Origin of the sequence: uncultured Draconibacterium sp. (assembly GCF_913063105.1) — a bacterium.
Lineage (GTDB): Bacteria > Bacteroidota > Bacteroidia > Bacteroidales > Prolixibacteraceae > Draconibacterium.
This window is the reverse complement of record NZ_CAJXYQ010000026.1, coordinates 17733-39357: the sequence shown is the minus strand read 5'-3', so window position 1 is coordinate 39357 and position 21625 is coordinate 17733. Positions and strand designations below refer to the sequence as shown.

The following is a 21625-nucleotide window of genomic DNA, read 5'->3' as shown; positions in this document are numbered from 1 at the left end:
GGACGATGGAACAATTATACATCAAAATCATTTTGGAATGCCCTTCTTGCTGATTGAAAATGGCGTGCCTACCCATTTGTTTGCCGCAACCGGCAACGGACCTAAAGGCTGGAAGTTTGATAAAACATGGAACATGTTAATTCCTTTAAAAACTATTTTTTAGAGAGTAATAAGCAAAATTTTTACAATCTTCGAATAAAAATTTAGATATGAACTGTAACCAAAAACGTATTCTTTTTTTGTTTCTGTTGTTGTTGTCGGTCTATTACACAGAAGCACAAAAAATGCCGGTAGACCTGGTAAATCCATTTGTTGATACCCACAATTCGCGCTGGTTTTATTTTAATTCGGCATCTCGTCCGTTTGGCATGGTAAACCTTAGTCCCGACACTGATACTGATAAAACATGGAGTTCAGGGTATTTATACGATAGCAAAACCATTCGTTGTTTTAGCCATATACATGCCTGGCAGTTGGCAGGCATTGCTGTAATGCCAACAACAGGCGAGTTTAAAGGGCATTTAGGAATGAATGCATACCAATCAGCTTTTACTCACGATACCGAAGTGGCGAAACCCGGATACCATAAAGTGGTGCTCGATGATTACGAAATAACAGCAGAGCTTACTTCTTCAACACGCGTTGGTTTTCACAGGTACTCCTTCCCCGAAAAGAAAAATAAGGCCATTATTTTTGATACTGGGGCAAAGCTTGCCCATGGGCCTACGGTCTACTCGAAAGTATGGAAAGTTAGCGATACTGAAATTGCAGGAATTCAGGTACTAAGCAAGACAGGTCGTCGCCCCAAAGATACTCCTGTTTATTTTGTAGCACGCCTAAATAAGCCTTTCAGTTCGATAAAAGGCTGGAAAGATAAAAAGCTCTTGGCCAATGCGCCCGATACCATCCAGGGAGTAAATGCTGGTGCCGCTTTATTTTTCGATTCAGAAGAAAAAGAAGAAATTTTAATGAAAGTTGGAATTTCGTATGTAAGTACCGATCAAGCCCGCTTAAACCTCGATACCGAAATTAACCATTGGGATTTCGACCGGGTTGTTCAATCTTCAGTTGATGAATGGAACGAGTGGTTGGGAAGAATTGAGATAGAAGGAGGAACTGAGCAGCAACAAATTAAGTTTTATACTGATTTATGGCGCTCGTTACTTGGGCGAAGAATTGTAAGCGATGTAGATGGAAAGTACATGGACAGAACGGGTGAAAACGCTGTGGTACGTTCGGTTCGTGTAGATGAAAACGGTGAGCCGCTGTTCCCGCATTATAATTTTGATGCGTGGTGGGGCAGCCACTGGTCGTTGAATATTCTCTGGTCGATGGTATACCCCGAAGTGATGGATGGTTTTTGTAACACCATGGTTGATATGTACCAAAATGGCGGATTAATTCCACGCGGACCTTCAGGTGGGAACTATACTTTTGTAATGATTGGCGATCCGTCAACCTCGTTTTTTGCAACAGCCTATAATAAAGGAATCCGAAATTACGATGCTGAAAAAGCCTATGAAGGTTTACGTAAAAATGCATTTGTAGGTGGTTCACGCGACCATGCCGGATACGAACACAATACACCCGCCTTTGGCGGAGGAATGCAGTATTACGTAAAACAGGGTTGGGTTCCGGAGGGAATTAAAGCAAAAGGTGGCCATAAGGACGGGGCATCGATGACCCTGGAATATGCCTACCAGGATTGGTGTTTGGCACAAATGGCAAAATCCCTTGGAAAAGATAGCGATTATGAGTTGTTTGTGGAACGATCGGAAAATTACAAGCACCTGTGGAATCCTGAAACCCGCATGATTCATCCGCGCGAAATGGACGGTAGTTGGATCGAAGATTTTCAGCCGGTGGTTGAAGATTTTAATGCACGGGGTTTTTGCGAAAGTAACTCGGCTATCTACACGCATTTTGTTCCACACGATATGGCCGGATTAATCGAACTTTTTGGTGGCAACGAAAAGTATACCCATTTTTTGGATTGGTGTTTTAACGAAGGCGAAAAGCTCGATTTTGTTGGAATTAACAAAAACCATGCGGCTAACTGGATTGACTATGGGAACCAGCCCGGTACCGGAATGGCGCATTTGTTTAACTACTCGGGAGCGCCATGGCTTACCCAAAAGTGGGTGCGAAAAGTAAAAGAGGCCTATGGCGATATTACGCCTTACGATGGCTATAAAGGCGACGAAGACCAGGGGCAAATGGGGGCTCTGGGTGTGTTAATGGCAATCGGATTATTTCAGGTTGATGGAGGGGCTGCGGTAAAACCTTATTATGAAATTACAAGTCCGTTATTTAATGAAATTAGCATCCAGCTAAATCCCAACTATTATTCAGGTGAAAAGTTTGTGATTAAAACCAATCAGCCGGAACATACTTATATTCAGGCGGCCAAATTAAATGGTAAGCCTTGGGAAAAGTGTTGGTTTTATCACTCCGATTTTGAAAAAGGCGGCACACTGGAACTGGAATTGGGAACGGAGCCGAATAAAAACTGGGGGCTAAAAGACCCTTTGCCCATAGAGAAATAAATAAGCGATTTTATAAACTATCACAAAATGTGTCCCTATTAACCGCTTGCTGTCTCTTATATTTACCGGCCTTTATTCGTTAGATTTTAAACAGATAAATCGGTTTTCTAAAAATGAACGAAAAAAATTAAAAAATGAAACGACGCCACTTTATCCAAAATTCAATACTTTCAGCTGCAGGTATTTCATTATCATCAGGCTTGTTGGCCTGTGCTAAGACAACCCGCGAAATTGCATTTATCGACCGTATTTTACCGGCACCTGTAGGTGGTGGATACCAGGACCCGGATTATTGGGTTTGGGGTTCGTCGGTAATACAAGGCGAAGACGGGAAATACCATATGTTTGCCAGCCGCTGGTTAAAAGCGCTGGGCTTCGGAAAATGGGTGACCAACTCTGAAGTGGTACATGCTGTGGCCGATACACCGGTTGGCCCCTACAAAACAGTAAAAGTTGCCCTGCCCATGCGCGGGAAAGAGTACTGGGATGGCATGTGCACTCACAATCCGCGTGTTGTAAAATACAAAGACAAATTTCTGTTGTACTACTTTGGAAATACTTACGATTTTGAACAGCCAAGCCTTGAAAATAAGGAATTACCTAACGAAAACTGGACTGCAGCCTGGATGAACAAGCGTGTTGGTGTGGCGATTAGCGACAGTGTTTACGGTCCCTGGAAACGTTTGGATAAACCGGTAATTGAGCCTCGCCCCGGAAAATGGGATGCCTCAATTACCTCAAACCCTGCACCGGTTGTGAACGATAAAACCGGCGAAATTCTGTTGATGTATAAATCGTCGGAACATGGTCCGCAACCACCTCTTTTATTGGGTGTGGCAAAAGCCACCAACCCCGAGGGCCCGTACGAAAGACTTAGCGATAAACCAATATTCCGTTTCGAAAAGCCAGGGCAAGAGCATATTGATGTTGAAGATCCGTATGTGTGGTGGAACGGCGAAAAATACGAAGCCATTATTAAAGATCGCTCGGGCGAGATTTGTGGCGAAGAAGGAGGCGGAATTCATGTGTGGAGCAACGATGGTGTAAACTGGCAGTTGTTCGACAAGGTAAAAGCCTACAGTCGCGATATTTTGTGGGATGATGGAACAACAACGCATCAAAACCATTTTGAGCGCCCTTTCCTCCTTATTGAAGACGGCATACCAACCCACTTTTTTGCAGCAACAGGAAATGGCGATAAAGCCTGGAGTTTCGACAAAACATGGAATATGGTGATACCGCTTAAAAAATATTAGTTAATTTTTTTTAGGTGGTTATTAAGCTATTTTATAACAGGTAGGTGATGATTGTATTTAGTGGTGTATTTTTGGTTCCAAGTCTTAAAAAAGGTAAAAACAACGTTCTAACAGGAATGCTGAGGTTCGAAAAGTCGAAGAAATAATTGGAATAACTATATACCTTATACGACAAGAATTTGACAGCATAAAAAAAGGAGTAAACAAAAGTTTAACTCCTTTTTTCAGTGGTCGGGATACCAGGATTCGAACCTGGGACCCCCTGCTCCCAAAAAGTGCGATTTGTTTTTTTGTGTTTTATAATAATCTAATATTGAGCAATATAGTTTGTTTTAATTTATTTTGTTTTACTTTGTTTTAGTGTTTTGTTCAAACTATGTTCAAACTTTATTAAACTTTGATATGGCAGCCAGTGCAAAAATTGTATTGTTTAAAAGTAAAACCTATAAAGATAAAACTCACCCGGTTTACCTGCAGGTAACAATCAATCGCAAAAATAAATATTATAGTTTGGGTAATACTTTTAAATGTATTCCTGGGCAATGGGATTCAACAGATAGAAGATTTAATAAAACTTTTCCTAACTATAAAAAGGCAAATCGAAATATCTCAAAATCGATTGCTACTGCAGAAGAAATACTTATTGACCTGGAAAACCTTTCTCCCGGATTTTCACATGATGATTTTACACGAAAATATCATCACAAAGTAACTAAGCTATGTTTATTCGATTATACCGATAAGATTATAACCCGGCTAAAAAATGCCGGTAAGGTTGGGAATGCTGCAGCGTATGAAATTGCCAAAAATCAATTCGAAAAATACATAGGGAAGGACAAAGAAATGACTGCAATTTCAAAAAAAGATCTGCAGCTATTTGTTGAGCATTGCCAGTCAAAAGAATTAAAACCAGGTACTATAAGTAATTACCTTAGAACAATACGGGCCGTATACAATCGCGCTCGGAAAGAAGAAGATTTTAATTACTATCCTTTTGATGGATTTAACTGGAAACAATTGAAACACCAAACGGCGAAACGTGCAATAACCAAAGATCAAATACTTGGCCTTTTAAATTATGATGCCAAACCAGGAACCGACAAGTTTGATGCAATACAATTGGCGGCGTTTATTTACTTCTGCGAAGGAATAAACTTTGCCGATATTGCAAAAATCGAAGAAAAGAATATAATCTACTCAAATGGAATTACATTACTGCAGTATAATAGAAGCAAAGGCGGTAAATTGTATGAAACACCACTATTACCAAGAGCCCTCGATATTTTGAAATATTACCGCAGCCGAACCGATAATAAATATATTTTCCCGATCCTGAATGAATACATCCATATTACACCCGAGCAAATGAGGACAAGGCGTAAAACAGCACTGAAAAAATACAACGGCATTTTAAGAGGCATCGCAAATGAGTTAGAGATCCCGATGAAGGTAACCACGTACACCGTGCGACACACTTTTGCAAGTGTATTGGCCAAAGAAGGAATTTCTCCGCTTACAATAAGCGAAATGATGGGGCACAGTGATCTAAAAACAACACAAATTTATCTTAAAGAACTCGATCATTCGGAAAGAATTGAAGCAGCCAAAAAGCTAGATGTTTAGATTTTTTAATAAATACGGTGGGGGAGAGGTCGGCAAGATGTGCATTTGTATAACAAATACTTCCGCCCGGTGGCGGATTGATCATAAAATTTATAGGTAATTTTCTTTTCAAACACCCTCCCTTTTTAGTTTTTATGAGGGATATTTGAAAAGAAAAATCAATTATTTTTATTTAAATCGTTATCCTGTTTTAGTCTTTGTAATTGAGCCTTGTGTTTTTGGGTTCTTTCTTCTTCTCGCTTATCATGCCAGAAAAGAAATTGTTCTACTTTGGACTGGGAAATATCCATGAATTCACTCCAATATTCCGTTAATTTGGCAGCTATATTATTTTCAGATTCTACTATAGCCGTAAGGTAAATGTCGTTAAGGTAGAGCAGTTCTAATAGTTCAAAATCAGTAAAAATACCTTCTTTTAAAATACCTTTAATAGTATCCTTCATATATTCTTTTTCAAGCACTAACTGCTCTTTGAGCTTATCTTTCATTTCATCGGAATCAAAATTTCTGATTCCTTCATAAATTTCATTAAGTAATTCTATGTAATCAGTAAAATCACGCTCTATTTTTTTTACATATAGGTTTTTATATTTCTCTTTGAAAAAGTCAATTAGTAGCTCTTTATCATTTATCTCACTCTTAAGTTTTATTGATTTTTCTTCAAGTTCATCAATTTTTTCTAATAAAATAGTTCTTCTGTTGTTGAGTGATTCAATATCAAAAAGCTCCGTAAATGGAATGTCGAGCTCGTTTGATATTTTTTTTGCAACGCCAAGTGGTATTAAATCAGTTTCGCCTTTTTCGAATTTAATTAGCGATGGTTGAGAAACACCTATTAGTTGAGCGAAATCCTTTTGATTGATTCTTTTGGCTTTTCGCCCCTGTATGATCTTATCTGAAATTGAATTCATATTCCAAATGTAGATTTTAGCTTTTTTACTTCAAAATATTTACTGTTTTAAAAAGAATAATTTGTTTTTAAGTAAATAATATTTTGTTTAAAGGTAAATAATTCTTAGTATTGTGCTAAATAAAATTTACTAAAAACATATAATAATCATGGGAAAAATAAAAAATGTTGTTCAAAGTAAAGAGAACAGATGCTTTTTCTTTCATCCACAGAAGCCATTTTACGATGCTGTAGGAATTAATCAAAAACGCTGGGGGCAAATCTACAGGGGCGAAATTGAGCCAACTATCTCTGAGGCAAAAGCTATTGCTGAATATTTTGAAGTTGATATTACAGAACTCATTTAACACAATAGCTATGGATTTAAACACAAAAACAGTTCTTAATATGGATGAAGCTGCTGAATATACCGGTCTCAAAAAATCGTACTTGTATGTATTGACCAGCGAGAATAGGATCCCATGCTACCGGCCATTTGGAAAGAAGATATTTTTTAAACGACAAGAGCTGGAAGATTTTCTCACCAGTGATAAAAAACAGTAACCTTTTATTGTCTAAAACCATGAATACAGATAACATTGAAGAAGCCAACAAGCTGCTTTGCGAATCACAAAAGCTATATAAAAAAGTTATTGACGCATTGAACGCTGGTGAAGATCCGAAAGAAGTTCGAAAAAAGTATGCTATTGAAGCCGGTGAAAAGCTAGATAAGGGAATGGAGCTATTATGGGGGTAATTTTTTGTCCTTTCAATGCATCACGAATTTTAATCTATTTGTAACACATAAGCATAAAAAATAAAATAAAATGGATGAATTAAAATTTAGCGAACTCCGCAAAAAAACTCAATGGGTAGGAATTCGCATTACCAAAGAGGAACGAGATCAGCTAGATAAAATCTGTTCAGAAGAGCAAATTTCAAAGACGGATTTTATCAGGTATTCATTTCGAAAAGCAATTAACGAAAAGACAAAAAGATGAATCCGGAAGAGGTTCAATATAATTCATTGATGAAGATCAGGAGTATGTTTTTCAATCTAGCCCAAGAAAGAAGAATTTCGGCGGCTGAACTTGATGATTATAACCATGCTGCAGCAAATGCATTTGAAGCTTTAGAAGAAATTAAGCTTCAGATGAAGAAAGCCAACGAATCGAAAAATGCTGCCATAAAAGGAATGGAAAAGAAAATCGACATTGAAAAAAAATTGGTCGCTATTCTTGAAATTATTGGGATGAAATCCGATGGAATTAATGTGCTTTTAAATTATCCATTAAGGTTTTTATCAGCTATAAAAAGTTCGGTAAAAAAACACCAAACACCAATAATGAACGAGAACTATTTCCTTCTTATTGATCAGAAATATCGATGGCTCAATACAATGATTGAACGTGATCGGCAAAACATAAAAACAATTTCAGCACAAGCCAAACTTTATCAGAGCAGAAACGATAAAGCAAAAGAAATGGCTGAAATGATCATGCATGAAATTGCAGAGGAAAGCAATCATATTATCGATGGATTAAGAGCACTGAAAAGTTTTTCTGAATTACAGCAACAAATAGAAAACCACTGGTATGAGCAAATTTCAGCCAATAACATTGCCGAATAAGTCACAATCAAATAATTCCATTGAAGAGAGTAAAATGGAAGATTACATTCCAACTGCCAGGCAATTATTAGAAGCCGCTGGCGCGGATGTAGAGAAGCAGCTCAATGCAATTCAAGAAATAACATCAAAACTCATTTCTTTTGAAAATCCATTGAAGATGATGCGTTACATCGACGTACTTTGCAAGGATTTCAAAATAAAGAAAGAGGAATTTAAAATTGCAGTAAAACAAGCCGAAAGCGAAAAAAAGGAAACTGAAAGCTCGGTAGAAAGCAGCGCTTTGGTGACCAGGGTAGAACAGCACATCTTAAAAAAATATGAAATATATTTCAATGTAGTTTCTAATAAATTTATGTACAAGGAAACCGGAAGCAAAGAATTTACAAGCCTTAACGAACACAATTTATACCGGGATCTGCAAAAGAATCATTTAAAATATTCGTTAAGCGATCTAAAATCTTTATTAAAAAGTGACTTCGTCCAGAAACGGAACCCATTTTTTGAATACTTCGAACACTTAGCTGCCTGGGACGGAGAAGATCATATTGAAAAGCTATTGGGATATATCACTATTATTGATCCAAATCCAAACTCCGACATAGAAAAGGAAAAGGAACGATTTAAAAGAATGTTTAAAAAGATGTTGGTACGAAGTATCGCCTGCAGCTTGGAAATTGACTTCAATAAACAATGCTTTACATTGGTTGGCCCCGGCCAAAATATAGGAAAAAGTACTTTTCTCAGATGGTTGTGTCCGCCAAAATTGGAAGACTATCTATCCGAGAATATTGGTACCAGTAAAGATGATCTGATAGCCTTAACTGAAAACTTCATTGTAAACATTGACGAGCTAAGTACTCTCACTAAATACGATATCAATGCTCTAAAATCGGTTATGAGCAAACACCGGGTAAAGGTGCGACTACCATATGGCGAGCGAGCAGAGTTACTTCAAAGAAGATGCAACTTTGTAGCCAGCACAAATAGAACTGAATTTCTTAATGACGAAACCGGTAGTGTAAGGTGGGTTTGCTTTTGGGTAACTAAGATTAACTTCGACTACAACAAAGACATTGATATTAATAATGTTTGGGCTCAGGCTTACCATATCTTCAATGAGACCAACTACAACTACCAGTTAACCCCACAAGAAATAGATGAAAATGAGGAAGCAAATAAATCTTACCTTATTCGCTCACCAGAAATGGAACTAATCATGAAATTCATGAAACCAGGAAAAAAGGGAGATACGGATATAGAATTCAGAACAGCAACCGAGATAATTACAGAACTTCACCAAAAAAACGTATCGAACCTAAAATTAAATGCTGTAAACGTTGGCAAAGCATTGAAAATACTTGGTTTTATACAGGAATCGAAATACAGAAGTGATATTGGCATAAGCGTTAAAGGCTACTATGTTGCAACTAGAGATGGTAATCAAAATACTGATGAAGAAGATTCAGATACAGCATCGGCGGATAGCGAAACCTTAAATAATCAGCAACAAAAAGCAACCCAAAATAATATCCCTTTTTAATCTTTTAAATAATGAGCAAGTTGATAATAGTACTTACCATCTTACTTGAAATGGCTGAAATACTTATAAATAAAGGGATATAGTCGAGTAAGATAGATTTTAAAGAAATGGCTACAAGAACTGTAAACACAGGTAATTCAAGCGAGTAGGTAAGAAAAACAGCACATTACTCGAAAAACGAAAGAATGCGCTTTTCAGAAGCTTTTCGAGTAAGATGGTAGTCAAGTATGGACTAGTTAGAGTTTAAAAAAAAGAAAAATATGTCTCAATCAATAAAATACTACGTAAAAGTTTTTACCATGTGCGACGATGGATCACCGGCGCGACAGCAAGTATTACACACATTCGCGAATGATGATGTGGCCGCCGAAAATAACATCTCAGATCTTATAGAAAATTGGCGCGAAGTATCAGCTTACTGGATAATGCGAGTCTCGGAGCAGCCGATTAAACTAACCCTGTATAATATTAAAATTTTGACGATATACTCGAATCACTCAAAAACTATTAAGCTTCGAGTAGCAATGGAGAACCCAGAAGAGGCAACAGATATCTTTAAAGCTTTTTCTGACGATTGGAAACGCCTGGTTCGTTTCGACATTATATCTGTAACACCTATCATTAATTAAATTATAAAGCAATGAGTAAAAGTAATCAGAAAGAATCAAAACAATCACTTTTTAAGCTACTGAAACAAAACGAAAATATGGTTTCAATGCTGGAAAAAGAACTCGAAATGCTAAGGCATGTACTAAAAGGCTACCGTACTCTTACAAGTTTAGTTGATCACTACATCAATTACTACAATGTAATACAATTGCAGAATTCAATTGGATCGTATGACAACCTTCTGGAAAGCAGGGAGGCCTTTCCTGAAATTATAAAAAAATATGCGGTTCGATATGTTTTAATTGAAAATTGGCTTGATGAATACTATGCAGCAATTACTGAATTAAAACTAAAACAATAAAAGAAAAAGGACCGCTCAATAACGGTCCTATAATTGCTTGTACAGTAGAAATTAATAATTAATACTATCACTTTAAAATTACACTAAAATGGAAAACAATCAAATTATTGAAAAGCAAAATGTTACAAATGCTAACATGATCTCTGAATTAAAAACACAAATGATTCAGATTGAAAAAGACAAGAATGCGGGTACTATCGACCATGTAACTGCAGTTGCAAGGATGAAAGCCTTGCAGCTGAAGGTGAATAAACTTCTTTTCACTGAAGATAACGAACAATTACTTAACCAGTTCGGACTTACACTTGGAAAAAATATAGCGTAAAATAGTCGCTTATACTCATTATCGGGTAATATCCGGTAATCCGTTTATATGCCTGCAAACCCGTAGCTATTACAGCTGCGGGTTTTTTATTTGGTTTCACTGTTGGTACTTATCGGTGTTAATTGGTGTTCAATCTGTCCTTTGCCATGGGCTTCTGGCTTCATACATTTGATTGTAATTTATTATTGATAAAGAAATGGAAGAAACAAAATTGATTAAAAGAAACAAGCTTACAAAGCAAGTAGCAGTCAGGCTCGATGAGCCACTAACCAATGCAATCAAGGTAGAGGCTGCCAACCAGGGTAGGACTCTGGCTGGCATGATCAGGAGAACATTAAGTCAGAATTTTGGGCAGAAAAATCAATAAAAATCGCTGTCATATATCCTGTGATTCTGCCCATTACCCTGCATTCTTTCATAGGGCGGGCTTGGGGAGGGTTGAGGCATAAAAACGTTCTTTTTCGAAAAAACAAGCTTCCGATAAGCTAAAACGCCGTGATACCAACAAGAACAGAAGGATTTCTAAAAATATTGTTGAGAATTGAAAAATGAAAAAAACGGCATTTACAAAGGGAGATTTGGTTTTTAAGACAACCGACGCGAAGCGGAGATATCCAATAAAAATTTCGAGTGTGAGAGCAGAAAAGAATGAAATATTTTATCGCGGCTCGTTCGTAAATAATCGAGGGGTAATGGTTTCACGCAAGTTTAAAGAATCGGATTTAATTGCAGCAAGATGAGTGTTTCGGAGTTGAAAAAACTTGAAATATTGGCTTTTAAACCAAGTCTTACAAAGTTTAAGCTTGGAGATTTGGTAACGGAAATAAGAACCGAAAACCCCGAAATTATGGTTGTTAGCGATTTGTGCCCGATTGGTGACTTCCACGACAATGATGCTGATTATTGCTGCAGCTGGATCACGAACCGGGGAAAGATTAAAGAAAAACCATTCAAACAAAAAGACCTAAAGATTTTAGAGAAATGAGCTTAAGAGAAATTCGAAAAATAGAAGTTGAAAATTCAGAGCACGAATTCAAGTACCAGCTTGGAGACGTGGTGTATTTAAAAACTGATTCAGAGTTCAAACTCCCACTAATCATATCTGACTTTGTCGCGGAGGAATTATCATGTTGCGATTACGAGGTTTCCTGGATGAGTAAAGACCATAAACGAGAAATAAGCGCCTTTCCGGAAGAGTGCCTGATACAAAAAAACGAATAAGATGAAAAAACGATTTGAAATAATGTATTCGGGGTGTATAGGCAAAAACAACTTTTCAACTATGCAGCCACTTTTTGTAATGGCCAGAAATGCCCATGAAGCCGAAATCATTTTCTGGAAGTATCATAAAAAAAGGAATCTAGGCACCAAAATAGCTATTAAAAGCATTGCTATAAGCTATAAGTTCGAAAGCCCCCACAAAGAAACATGTTTCCCTACTATTTATGTTTTGCCGAATGGCAAATTTCGTTCTTTTTATGATTGTATTGAGTATGAGATGCTGCGTAACGAAGCAACTTTTTTAACCTAAAACACAAAAACGATGGCAAACAGTTACAATAGACGAATAAACCTTTACATAAACGGTAAAGAGGTAAAAAATAACATGCGGTCAATCTCCGCTGAGTTCTCGAAAGCCAAAGGCCAGATCCGAAATATGACAAGAGGCTCAAAGGAGTATAACCTGCAGATGAGAAAAATTAAATCGCTGAAAAAGATCGTTGATGATCATAACAAAAGCCTTGGCCGCACATCATCTATTTGGCAAAAAACAAAAAACCTTTTTGCACAAGCCGGTATAATTGGAGGTGTTGGAGCATTAGTTTCAGTATTTAGAAATGCCGCCCAGGTATCAACAGAATTTTCCAAGGAACAATCAAACCTCGCTGCAGTATTAGGAAAAACAAAAGATGACATCCGGGAGCTAACGAATGATGCCATTCGCTACGGATCCATAACCAAATTCACAGCCGGTCAGGTTACACAACTTCAAACCGAATTTGCTAAACTGGGATTTACCGAAACACAAATTCAAGCTTCCACTAAAGCAGCCCTGGATCTTGCTGCAGCAACCAATGCTGAACTGGGGCCTGCTGCAAAAGTTACAGGTGTTGCACTAAAAGCTTTTAACATGTCTGCAACTCATGCCGGCGAAGTCGCTGCTTCTTTGGCTGTAGCAACTTCAAAATCGGCATTAAGTTTTGAAGATTTTGAAACCATACTTTCTACAGTTGGGCCGGTTGCTTCTGCTTTCGGGTTTACACTAGAAGACACTTTGGCATTAACAGGAAAATTAAAAGATGCCGGGTTTGATGCCAGCTCTGCAGCAACGGCCACACGAAATATTATTCTTAACCTGGCTGATTCAAACGGAGCCTTGGCAAAAACACTAGGCGAGCCTATTAAGTCGCTTGATGATCTGGTGCCGGCACTGGCAGATCTTCAAGCAAAAGGAGTAGACTTGAATACCACTTTGCAGCTAACCGATAAAAGATCAGTTTCTGCATTTAATGCTTTTCTCACCGCTGCAGATTCTACATTGGCACTTCGCGATGGTCTGCAGGATGTTGAAGGCGAACTGCAAAATATGGTCGACACACAACTCGATAATTTATCGGGTGATATTACATTGTTGAATTCAGCATGGCAGGGATTTATATTGTCGATTGAGAACGGCGACGGTGTAATCTCTAAATTCGTTAGGGGATCAGTAAAATTTTTAACCGATGCTTTAATCAAACTGTCAAATGTGGATCTTGTTTTCAAACGTGCTAAAAAATTCTCTGAAGAGGACATGGAACGGGTGTATGATGCCATGATCAATCTATCGGGTAGTAAATACCGGGCATTTCAGAAAATTGTTGAAGCTGAGAACAAACTCACCCTGGAGCAGATCGAATTGAATAAGAATTCAATGATCCAACAAATAAAAGACACCGGTCAATCGCAACGCGAAGCAGAAATGCTTTGGGATGAGTTCTACAAACGTCGCCTCGATCAAGATGAAAAAGCAAGACAGTTGCAAATTGATGAAGAAAAGTCTGCACAAGAAAAAGCGGAAAAAGAGCGATTGTTAGCAGCTCAGAAAGAAGCTGAAAAAATTGCCGAAGCACGCAAAAAATCTCTGGCAATATCTGAATTTATTGAAGCAGATATGGCCAAACAAAAAGAAGCAATACAGAAATATTTTGCGGAGGCAGGAGAAGGTGCTTTTGATGCTTTCATAGCTGCTATCGAGAAAAGCCAAAAAGAAAAGACTATCGATTTTTCGTTGGTTCCTGAAATGGAAGCTGAAAATGAAGAGTTTGATCCAACAGCTGATTATGCGATTCAACAATATCAGCAAACCCTTGAATTTAAAACAGCACTTAATGAATCGATGTATGAACAGGGTTTAATTGGCGAACAAGAATACCAGGATCGATTAACTGAATTAACCAGGCAGGGCGAACAAGAACGCTTATCCATCAAGCAGGATAACATCGAAAAAGCCAGACAGTTTACTGATATGTCGGCAAACTTTGTAACGGCATTAATGGATCTTGAGTTAGAAAAAGCCGGCGACAATGAAGAGAAGAAAAAGGAGATCCGGAAAAAATATGCTGATGCACAGTTTGCAGTAACTGCAGCAACCATTATTGCCGACACAGCAGCCGCAATTATGAAAGCTTATGCCCAGCTGGGACCAATTGGCGGTGCCATTGCATCCGGGTTACTTGGAGCTACCGGCCTTGTCCAACTGGCAGTTGCCAACAAACAACGGCAAGCGGTAAAAGGATTCTCAGAAGGTGGCTACACCGGCGACGGTGGGATACTGGAACCTGCAGGCATTGTTCATAAGGGCGAATATGTTGTTCCGAAATCCTTGATGAGTTTGCCTGCAGTTGTCGATATGGTTTCTACAATTGAAACAATGAGGACAAAGCCAGTTGCTGTTAATTCATCGCTAACAAGAATGTATTCGGAAGGGGGCTACACAAGTAATAATGGAGCAACACCTGAAAGTCCTTCAGAATCTAAAAACGCAGATATTCAAAAGTTACAAGATTCAGTAAGCAAGCTGCACCATACTGTTGAAATATTAAGCAAAAAGAAACACTATGTTGCAATAGAGATGGTGCAGAAAAAGTTGCAGAAGTGGGAAGAAATTGAAGCCTTAAAAGGAATGTAAACAATAAGAAAATGCTAGAATTTAGTTTAAATAATAAACCTTTTTTATTAAGCTCCGAGACCTCTGTCAGAATTCTCTGGAGCAATCCAGCCTGCAAGTTCGACAAAATTGATGGCAATGCAGGTATAGGAATCAGCATACCAGTGAATGATCATAACAAAAGTCTTCTTCGAAACCCAGGTAGATTCGAAAAAATTAGCACAAAAAATAACCGGGAGTTTAAAGGTTTTGAAATCAGATTTGGAGGTGTATTGCTCTTGAGTGGTACATTGATTGTAAACTCTGCAGATGATGCAAGCTATGAATGTTGGCTCAGGGGAATTGTTGGCGATATAGGAGATGAACACCGTGAAAAATACATTTATGACATTGATGCATTTGGCGAAGAGGTAATATGGGAAAATAAAAGTGATTATGATCCCGTTGAAGACGACTATTGCTGTCCAACGGTTTTTAATCCAGAATTTTTCTCAGAAAAAGGCAGAACTATTCCAATAGAATATTCTGTTCCGAATCTGGATTATTATCCCGGAAGTCTTCATGATGAAACCCTTGGGGCGCCTGAAACAACCGAAGCATTTTCCCATGCATTTTGGAAAACATCTGAATACTTTATCAATAGCCGAAATCAAGATGGTAGTATAAAAACCTTGAGCAACTCCATGTTAGCAAAGTTGTCTGAAAATCTTGAAATCACAGTCGTTTCCCCAATGTTATTTTTAAATAATGTGCTGCGGCAATTATTTAACGATGCTCACATTTTTATTGATGAAGATGCAATTAGAAATGATGTTGATTTAAAAACATTACTCCTTTACAATAACTTCGACATTACCTCTATGCAATATACGCAGCTCCCGGAAATGTGGGTTCCTGATATTCGATATGATGGAACAACAATGAACGGTTACTATGTTGAACCAGGATTAATTTCCCGCAATTATTTAAAATCTTTTCAATACAAGGATCTGCTTCCTAAGGTTAAATTAAAAGATTTTCTTCTTGGAATTCAAAATCTTCTGAATGTGTGTTTTGTATTCAAATCTAACAACAAAGTTGATATCATCGACCGTGAAACAATATTCTCATCTGAAGCTATAAATATTGAAGAGTACATGGTAGGCAGCTGGAAATTGGATGAACAAAAAAATGTTACCTTGAAATTTTCGTATGAACACGATACCAACGATATTATTTTTGCGGAGAGATGGACGGACATATCAGATCGTTTGAATGATCTAAAGGAGTCGGTCTACAACTGGTCAGAATTGCCAAACGTAACAGATCCGCAACTCGGAGATATACGCTACCTAACAAGTTTAGACGTATATGCCGAATACAAACTAATGAGTGTTTCAGAACCCGATCCGGTGGGAGCAAGCGAAATAATTACAGATGCCCTAGGATGGGAGCATTTTTCTATAGGATTTCAACCTGGTTTTTACAATCCGGATCAGACCGAAGAAGAAGAAATAAAAACATGCTTTAGTACGCTTGTTTGCGATCCTTACCCAATTGTTTTCCAACCTGGAAATGTGGAGGGTATCAGGTTTGCATATCAAAAATTTGAACCGCGACTGCTTTTTTACCGAGGCAATAATATTGCTTTAAACTCTACCGGTAATCTTTCTCTCTCATGGGATAAAGAAGATATTGGTTTGTTCTCAAAAAGATGGGCAAAATGGAACCGGTTCTGGTCAAAAAGACAACCGGTTGTTAGAGAAGCTCAATTACCACTAAATGTTATCGCGAATATCAAAGAGAATATAACAAGTAAACTCTCAAGCAAAGAAGGAGAATTTATAATAGAAGAAATGGAAACAGAATTCTCATTAAACAGTATTGGAGCTACAGTAATTAAAGGATTTAAAATATAATTATGAAAACAAAAGCACAAAAACCGGAAGCAGCTGAAGCAGTTGCACCGGAAAAAAAAGAGTTTGAACCTAGACTTATCGGAGATCCTGATTTTAAAAGGTTGCATGAAATAAATGTAGCCTACGAAAAACTGTTTCGATCTGCAGAAAAGCTAAAACAACAATTGGAGCTATGCCTGAAAAGAGAACAAGTGTATTCTTTCTCCGAATTTGTTGAATTTCTTAAAAGTGATGCGAAAAAGTGGATTTATTCCAAACATATTGAATACAATAACTTGAATTACCCTGGCATTAACCTGGAACAACTGATTGAACTTAAAGCTATCACAATTGAAGGAATTAACGAGGTATTGGCTGCACGTTCAAATTTTGAAGAAATAAAGACTGCTGTTAAAAATTTAAAATTCCACTTTCCGATTGCAAAGCTTTGGAACGAAGAAGAACAAGAATTTATCGAAAATCAGGAGTTTTGGGAAAGTAGCGAAATTTTTTGTTCAAGATTTACACGTTCCGAAGACCAGAATAGGATCCTTAGCAAGATTGAAAACCTGAAAGATGCTTTAAACGAGCTTGTTGAGGAAGGATTATTGCGCACTAATAATGGCCCAACAGAACTGAATTTCATAAGCGAGTGGCTCACTATTCCGATCAGAAGCAATGAGTCTGGCTTTTCCGTTGACCGGGTATTGTTTTGGAAGCAGCGGACGCGCAAGTTTAAAATTGCAGGTATTGAGCAACACTGGCAAACAGATCCAGAAATTTTGCTATCTGTGTAATTGAAAAAACAAAGTGAACCGGTATGCAAAAACCAGTTCGCTTTGTTTCATAATTGGAGAGTGTTCACTGTTCGTTTTATTTTTTGAGGTGTGGTTTTACTGCACCTCATTTTTTCTAATATATTTTTGCGCAAATTGTATGAAGTGAGGACAATTAGTTATCCGTGCCGCTTTAACGGTTTTTTTTGGATTTCAATAAAAAGCTATGCGGAATCTGTATGGTATTGGGACAATTTCCAAAAGTGGATGCGTTGTTCAAACTATGTTCAAACCATATAAAAAAAGGAGTTAGAAAAATTTCTAACTCCTTGATTATTAGGTCGGGATACCAGGATTCGAACCTGGGACCCCCTGCTCCCAAAGCAGGTGCGCTAACCGGACTGCGCTACATCCCGAAAATATTTTTATGCGGTGAGGGCGGGATTCGAACCCGCGGTACAGTTTACCCGTACGCCAGTTTAGCAAACTGGTGGTTTCAGCCACTCACCCACCTCACCAGTGGTATTTGTGCTAAATTTCATTTCGTTTTTAAAACGAATTCCATTTAATACTTTCTTTCACTATTGTCTTGAACGTCGTTGCTTTGTTAAAGCGTGTGCAAAAGTAGAAATTGTTTTTACACTGGCAAAGAAAATTAAAAAAAAATGGCAAAAAAAATGCATTTGTCGTTAAGTAGTGCAAACGAATGTGGATAGGGGATTGGGCTGCCTTTTTAGAAATAAAATGTACTCCCAGCTTTAATTTATTATCAACGGTTTTATGTGGTTAACTATCAGCTATTTTTGACGAACGCTTTTGGCCTTTCAGTATTTTAGCAAGATAAAATTTAATAACTGTTTAATTATTTAGTCAAAATAGTTAAACAAAAAGTTTTGAAAGCTGTTGTTGTATCTAAACAATTAGCAATTTAAATAAGAAAGCCATGAGTTACAGGGAAGAAATAATTTTTACAAATACAACGAGAAACAGAAACGGAAAATCAAACGATACACATGATAACATAGGAGATAATCATGTGGCAACATCGTTAGAAACTCCTTTACGACCGGATGCTTTTCAATTACCAGACGAAAAGAAAATGGAAATTATCGAAAGTAAATTTCGCGAAATTATGGAAACAATGGGTCTCGACTTAAGCGATGATAGTTTACAAGGAACTCCACATCGTGTGGCCAAAATGTTTATTAAAGAAATATTTTATGGATTAAATCCTCAGAATAAACCAAAAATTTCAGTATTCGAAAATAAGTTCAAATATGGTGAAATGTTGTTGGAGAAAAATATTAATCTAAACTCAACTTGCGAACATCATTTTCTGCCGATTGTTGGGAAAGCTCATGTAGCTTACATCTCGTCGGGCGAAGTAATTGGATTGAGCAAGATAAACCGCATAGTAGATTATTATGCCCGAAGGCCGCAGGTACAGGAGCGTTTAACCGTTCAAATTGCCAACGAGCTAAAATCCGTGCTAAAAACCGACGATGTTGCCGTAATTATTGATGCCAGGCATATGTGTGTGTCATCGCGCGGTATAAAGGATGAGGGAAGCAGTACTGTAACGGCAGAATATTCAGGCAAGTTTAAGGAGAATGAAACCCGTGCAGAATTCCTAAAATATATTGGACTTTAATTTGTTTTGCCAATATCAAATGCCATTAAAACCTGGCCGTGACGTTGGTATAAAATACCATTTTTTATTACCGGGTGTGAAAAATGTTCTTTTGTTCCCCTGTTAATTTTGAAACTGCTCACCTGAGTCATTTTTCCTGTTTCATTAAAATCTACCAGGGAGAAGCTTCCGTTTTGCCCGTAGTAATAAAGCATATCGTCGGCTGAAATAACGGCACCCCAGCCTAATTTTAATGAATCGCAAAGTTGGCCAGTGGTGGCATTAATACTTCTGAAAAGCTTTTTAGAAGTAGCACTGCCGTATAAATAGTTGTCAATTTTTACAATTCCTCCCATGTAACTGTCAAAATATTTATTTCGCCAAACTTCTGTAATTTCCGAACCATCCTCGTTTAGTTCCAATTTAACTCCTCCGTTGCCGTCGCCCGCTGCGTAGTATATATATCCATTATCAAAAACAACACAGTTACTGTGCGTGTCGCCCATGCCTGGCTGGCGTTTTTCAACAGGCACGTTGTCTTGCGCATGTGTCCATAATAACTCACCTGTTTCCGTGTCAAAACCCATCATGTTGTAGGCCGAGAATGTCACAAAAATTTGTCGCGACGGAAGTCTGATAAGCGTTCCGGGATTGTATCCCGAGCGTTCGCCATGTCCTTTGTTGCTCCAAAACAATTTGCCTGTAAAACGGTTTAAAGCCACCACATTGTACTCTTTTCCTCCGGGGGTCCAAAATACTTTATCGCCAGCGATAACCGGTGCTTCCGAGTGCCCAAAACGCGGGTAGATACCATTAAAATCCTCCATAAAACGTTTTTCCCAAACTACTTCTCCATTTGATCGATTCAGGCAAAACAGGTTTCCCATTCCTGAACCAAGGTAAATTAAATCATCAACAACAGTAGGTTGCGAGCGCGATCCCGGATAATTGATAACCCATTCTTTACCAAAAGGCACCTGCCATTTTATAACGCCGCTCAAATCAATACAAAATAAGGTGGCCATGCTGTCAATGGCTCCGGTAATAAAAATTTCTGTTTCGGTAACAGTTGGAGTGCCATAGCCATCGCCAATATTTTCGGTATACCATAATTCAGTGGGGCCATCCTCGGGCCATATTTTTAACAGGTTGTTTTCAGGAAAAATGCCCAGGCGGTTTTCTCCCCGCCACTGGTAAACTTTTGTTTGGGGTGAACTGCACGAAAATAGTAAAGCTGCTATCAGAAGAAAAAAAAGGTTTTTCATCATTGTGTTTTGTTTATCAATAATGGTATAACTTTTACTCGAAATGTTACAGTTTAGCCGAAATTGTTGTGGCAGGGGAGAAGGTGCTTTTCAAAAAAACAAGCCGGTAAAAAGAGGTAAATGTGGCCTGAAATATTTTATGAATTGAAATATTTATACACCTCCGGGTAGTCTTTTACTTCCATTAAATCGGCTCTTAGTTTTGCAGCTCCTGGAAATGAATTGAGGTATATTTTATAAAAGCGTTTTAGGATATTGAAATTTTTTATGCCACCCCATGTGTGCTCAAACAAACGGGTATGCTGAAGCAGTTTTTCAATGCGTTCATCTTTGGTAATTTCTGTTTTTTCAGGATTAAAAAACCAGGGGTTTTGGAGAATACCCCGGCCAATCATCACACCGTTAACACCGGTTTGTTTAACACGGTCGATCCCTTGTTGGTACGAAAAAACATCGCCGTTTCCGTGAACGGGGATATGTGGTTTTAAGCTGTTTTTTAGTTTTACCGCTTTGGCAATTTCGTCCCAACAGGCATCGCCTTCTGATTGCATACGCTGTGTACGGCCGTGCAAAATAATGGCTGCCGGATCAACTTCCAGTAAATTGGCTATCCAGTTTTCGGTAATATGTTCTTTAATTCCGGTGCGGGTTTTTACGCTAACCGGCAGGTGTGTGGCTTCTTTGGTCGCAAGCACAATTTCTTTTGCACGTTCGGGGTCACCAATTAATGCGCTGCAGGCACCAATTTTAAACACTTTTTTTACGGGGCAACCCATATTAATGTCAATACCATCAAAATTGTAATTTTTGGTAATGTATTTGGCTATGTTATGGTAAATCTCCGGATCGCGTCCCCAAATTTGCGCCACCAGTTTAACTCCCAGCTTTTTCAATAACTCTTGCTCAGAAGTGTTTACAATCAATCGTTCCGCAACACGCTCTCGTCCAACCGGATGATTCATGCCTTCAACCGACGTAAACTCGGTAAACACGATGTGCAATTTTTGCGGAGCTGCCATGCCCATTACAATTTCACGAAAAACAGTATCGGTAACGTCTTCCATTGGGGCCAGCGAAAAAACTGGTGTATTAAGTTCTTGCCAGAAATTATTCATGATGCAAAATTACCAAAACATATAAAAGTGTAC

General features: G+C 38.1%; 22 protein-coding genes and 2 tRNA genes. 19 read left to right on the top strand and 5 right to left on the bottom strand.

Going from position 1 to position 21625, the window contains the following annotated elements; genetic code table 11:
* Positions 1–209 precede the first annotated feature (209 nt).
* The 3 genes from QZ574_RS18260 (at position 210) to QZ574_RS18250 (ending at position 5425) form a co-directional block, all read left to right on the top strand.
* Positions 210–2546: a GH92 family glycosyl hydrolase gene (locus tag QZ574_RS18260; RefSeq protein WP_297092220.1), complete on the top strand. Its 2337-nt coding sequence runs from the start codon at positions 210–212 to the stop codon at positions 2544–2546.
* A gap of 134 nt (positions 2547–2680) precedes the next feature.
* Positions 2681–3802, top strand: coding sequence for a glycoside hydrolase family protein (locus tag QZ574_RS18255; protein WP_297092218.1), 1122 nt, complete (start codon positions 2681–2683; stop codon positions 3800–3802).
* Between the two features lie 402 nt (positions 3803–4204).
* Complete coding sequence (locus QZ574_RS18250; protein WP_297092216.1) at positions 4205–5425, top strand: site-specific integrase; 1221 nt, start codon at positions 4205–4207, stop codon at positions 5423–5425.
* 158 nt (positions 5426–5583) lie between these two features.
* Here QZ574_RS18250 and QZ574_RS18245 read toward each other — a convergent pair whose 3' ends face one another.
* The gene (locus QZ574_RS18245; RefSeq protein ID WP_297092214.1) at positions 5584–6336 is read right to left on the bottom strand and encodes a helix-turn-helix domain-containing protein; all 753 of its coding nucleotides are present in this window, start codon (positions 6334–6336) and stop codon (positions 5584–5586) included.
* A gap of 148 nt (positions 6337–6484) precedes the next feature.
* Here QZ574_RS18245 and QZ574_RS18240 point away from each other — a divergent pair, with 148 nt between their 5' ends.
* From QZ574_RS18240 to QZ574_RS18170, 15 genes are all read left to right on the top strand, one after another.
* Positions 6485–6682, top strand: coding sequence for a helix-turn-helix transcriptional regulator (locus QZ574_RS18240; RefSeq protein ID WP_297092212.1), 198 nt, complete (start codon positions 6485–6487; stop codon positions 6680–6682).
* A 10-nt stretch (positions 6683–6692) separates the two neighbouring features.
* The gene (locus QZ574_RS18235) at positions 6693–6878 is read left to right on the top strand and encodes a helix-turn-helix domain-containing protein (RefSeq protein WP_297092210.1); all 186 of its coding nucleotides are present in this window, start codon (positions 6693–6695) and stop codon (positions 6876–6878) included.
* A gap of 19 nt (positions 6879–6897) precedes the next feature.
* Positions 6898–7071 carry a hypothetical protein gene (locus QZ574_RS18230; RefSeq protein ID WP_297092208.1) on the top strand — a complete coding sequence of 58 codons (174 nt, stop codon included), beginning with the start codon at positions 6898–6900 and terminating at the stop codon, positions 7069–7071.
* A 70-nt stretch (positions 7072–7141) separates the two neighbouring features.
* Entirely contained in the window at positions 7142–7315 is a 174-nt protein-coding gene (locus tag QZ574_RS18225; RefSeq protein WP_297092206.1) for a hypothetical protein, read from the top strand.
* Positions 7316–7359: 44 nt separating this feature from the next.
* The gene (locus tag QZ574_RS18220) at positions 7360–7944 is read left to right on the top strand and encodes a hypothetical protein (protein WP_297092205.1); all 585 of its coding nucleotides are present in this window, start codon (positions 7360–7362) and stop codon (positions 7942–7944) included.
* Entirely contained in the window at positions 7910–9484 is a 1575-nt protein-coding gene (locus tag QZ574_RS18215) for a VapE domain-containing protein (protein WP_297092203.1), read from the top strand. The genes QZ574_RS18220 and QZ574_RS18215 overlap by 35 nt, the downstream gene beginning before the upstream one ends.
* Before the next feature lie 640 nt (positions 9485–10124).
* Positions 10125–10454: a hypothetical protein gene (locus QZ574_RS18210; protein WP_297092201.1), complete on the top strand. Its 330-nt coding sequence runs from the start codon at positions 10125–10127 to the stop codon at positions 10452–10454.
* Between the two features lie 88 nt (positions 10455–10542).
* A complete protein-coding gene (locus QZ574_RS18205; protein ID WP_297092198.1) occupies positions 10543–10779 on the top strand; it encodes a hypothetical protein in 237 nt (78 codons plus the stop codon).
* Between the two features lie 196 nt (positions 10780–10975).
* Positions 10976–11146: a hypothetical protein gene (locus QZ574_RS18200; protein WP_297092197.1), complete on the top strand. Its 171-nt coding sequence runs from the start codon at positions 10976–10978 to the stop codon at positions 11144–11146.
* A 369-nt stretch (positions 11147–11515) separates the two neighbouring features.
* The gene (locus QZ574_RS18195; RefSeq protein ID WP_297092195.1) at positions 11516–11764 is read left to right on the top strand and encodes a hypothetical protein; all 249 of its coding nucleotides are present in this window, start codon (positions 11516–11518) and stop codon (positions 11762–11764) included.
* Entirely contained in the window at positions 11761–12000 is a 240-nt protein-coding gene (locus QZ574_RS18190) for a hypothetical protein (protein ID WP_297092193.1), read from the top strand. Before QZ574_RS18195 ends, QZ574_RS18190 begins: the two co-directional genes overlap by 4 nt.
* A gap of 1 nt (position 12001) precedes the next feature.
* Positions 12002–12310: a hypothetical protein gene (locus QZ574_RS18185; protein WP_297092191.1), complete on the top strand. Its 309-nt coding sequence runs from the start codon at positions 12002–12004 to the stop codon at positions 12308–12310.
* Between the two features lie 12 nt (positions 12311–12322).
* Positions 12323–14950, top strand: coding sequence for a phage tail tape measure protein (locus tag QZ574_RS18180; protein WP_297092190.1), 2628 nt, complete (start codon positions 12323–12325; stop codon positions 14948–14950).
* An 11-nt stretch (positions 14951–14961) separates the two neighbouring features.
* Positions 14962–16827, top strand: coding sequence for a hypothetical protein (locus QZ574_RS18175; RefSeq protein ID WP_297092188.1), 1866 nt, complete (start codon positions 14962–14964; stop codon positions 16825–16827).
* A 2-nt stretch (positions 16828–16829) separates the two neighbouring features.
* Positions 16830–17603, top strand: coding sequence for a hypothetical protein (locus QZ574_RS18170; protein ID WP_297092187.1), 774 nt, complete (start codon positions 16830–16832; stop codon positions 17601–17603).
* Between the two features lie 320 nt (positions 17604–17923).
* Here QZ574_RS18170 and QZ574_RS18165 read toward each other — a convergent pair.
* Positions 17924–17998, bottom strand: a tRNA-Pro gene (locus tag QZ574_RS18165).
* A 14-nt stretch (positions 17999–18012) separates the two neighbouring features.
* Positions 18013–18100 (bottom strand) — tRNA-Ser (locus tag QZ574_RS18160).
* Between the two features lie 425 nt (positions 18101–18525).
* Between QZ574_RS18160 and folE the strand changes: the two genes are divergently transcribed.
* Positions 18526–19233, top strand: coding sequence for a GTP cyclohydrolase I FolE (folE, locus tag QZ574_RS18155; protein ID WP_297092185.1), 708 nt, complete (start codon positions 18526–18528; stop codon positions 19231–19233).
* Here the strand turns inward: folE and QZ574_RS18150 are convergent.
* Positions 19230–20480, bottom strand: a complete 1251-nt coding sequence (locus QZ574_RS18150; protein WP_297092184.1) for a PQQ-binding-like beta-propeller repeat protein — start codon at positions 20478–20480, stop codon at positions 19230–19232. The two genes, folE and QZ574_RS18150, sit on opposite strands and share 4 nt — an antisense overlap.
* 134 nt (positions 20481–20614) lie before the next feature.
* On the bottom strand, positions 20615–21592 hold the full coding sequence (locus QZ574_RS18145; RefSeq protein ID WP_297092182.1) for a tRNA-dihydrouridine synthase: 978 nt from the start codon (positions 21590–21592) through the stop codon (positions 20615–20617).
* Between the last annotated feature and the right edge of the window lie 33 nt (positions 21593–21625).

Excerpts from the sequence above, each read along its gene's own strand:
- QZ574_RS18205 (WP_297092198.1), top strand. The coding sequence starts at position 10,543 with ATGGAAAACAATCAAATTATTGAAAAGCAAAATGTTACAAATGCTAAC.
- QZ574_RS18180 (WP_297092190.1), top strand. The coding sequence starts at position 12,323 with ATGGCAAACAGTTACAATAGACGAATAAACCTTTACATAAACGGTAAA.
- QZ574_RS18175 (WP_297092188.1), top strand. The coding sequence starts at position 14,962 with ATGCTAGAATTTAGTTTAAATAATAAACCTTTTTTATTAAGCTCCGAG.
- QZ574_RS18220 (WP_297092205.1), top strand. The coding sequence starts at position 7,360 with ATGTTTTTCAATCTAGCCCAAGAAAGAAGAATTTCGGCGGCTGAACTT.
- QZ574_RS18225 (WP_297092206.1), top strand. The coding sequence starts at position 7,142 with ATGGATGAATTAAAATTTAGCGAACTCCGCAAAAAAACTCAATGGGTA.
- QZ574_RS18250 (WP_297092216.1), top strand. The coding sequence starts at position 4,205 with ATGGCAGCCAGTGCAAAAATTGTATTGTTTAAAAGTAAAACCTATAAA.
- QZ574_RS18235 (WP_297092210.1), top strand. The coding sequence starts at position 6,693 with ATGGATTTAAACACAAAAACAGTTCTTAATATGGATGAAGCTGCTGAA.
- QZ574_RS18260 (WP_297092220.1), top strand. The coding sequence starts at position 210 with ATGAACTGTAACCAAAAACGTATTCTTTTTTTGTTTCTGTTGTTGTTG.
- QZ574_RS18245 (WP_297092214.1), bottom strand. The coding sequence starts at position 6,336 with ATGAATTCAATTTCAGATAAGATCATACAGGGGCGAAAAGCCAAAAGA.
- QZ574_RS18210 (WP_297092201.1), top strand. The coding sequence starts at position 10,125 with ATGAGTAAAAGTAATCAGAAAGAATCAAAACAATCACTTTTTAAGCTA.
- folE (WP_297092185.1), top strand. The coding sequence starts at position 18,526 with ATGAGTTACAGGGAAGAAATAATTTTTACAAATACAACGAGAAACAGA.
- QZ574_RS18255 (WP_297092218.1), top strand. The coding sequence starts at position 2,681 with ATGAAACGACGCCACTTTATCCAAAATTCAATACTTTCAGCTGCAGGT.
- QZ574_RS18200 (WP_297092197.1), top strand. The coding sequence starts at position 10,976 with ATGGAAGAAACAAAATTGATTAAAAGAAACAAGCTTACAAAGCAAGTA.
- QZ574_RS18185 (WP_297092191.1), top strand. The coding sequence starts at position 12,002 with ATGAAAAAACGATTTGAAATAATGTATTCGGGGTGTATAGGCAAAAAC.
- QZ574_RS18150 (WP_297092184.1), bottom strand. The coding sequence starts at position 20,480 with ATGATGAAAAACCTTTTTTTTCTTCTGATAGCAGCTTTACTATTTTCG.
- QZ574_RS18215 (WP_297092203.1), top strand. The coding sequence starts at position 7,910 with ATGAGCAAATTTCAGCCAATAACATTGCCGAATAAGTCACAATCAAAT.
- QZ574_RS18240 (WP_297092212.1), top strand. The coding sequence starts at position 6,485 with ATGGGAAAAATAAAAAATGTTGTTCAAAGTAAAGAGAACAGATGCTTT.
- QZ574_RS18190 (WP_297092193.1), top strand. The coding sequence starts at position 11,761 with ATGAGCTTAAGAGAAATTCGAAAAATAGAAGTTGAAAATTCAGAGCAC.
- QZ574_RS18145 (WP_297092182.1), bottom strand. The coding sequence starts at position 21,592 with ATGAATAATTTCTGGCAAGAACTTAATACACCAGTTTTTTCGCTGGCC.
- QZ574_RS18230 (WP_297092208.1), top strand. The coding sequence starts at position 6,898 with ATGAATACAGATAACATTGAAGAAGCCAACAAGCTGCTTTGCGAATCA.
- QZ574_RS18195 (WP_297092195.1), top strand. The coding sequence starts at position 11,516 with ATGAGTGTTTCGGAGTTGAAAAAACTTGAAATATTGGCTTTTAAACCA.
- QZ574_RS18170 (WP_297092187.1), top strand. The coding sequence starts at position 16,830 with ATGAAAACAAAAGCACAAAAACCGGAAGCAGCTGAAGCAGTTGCACCG.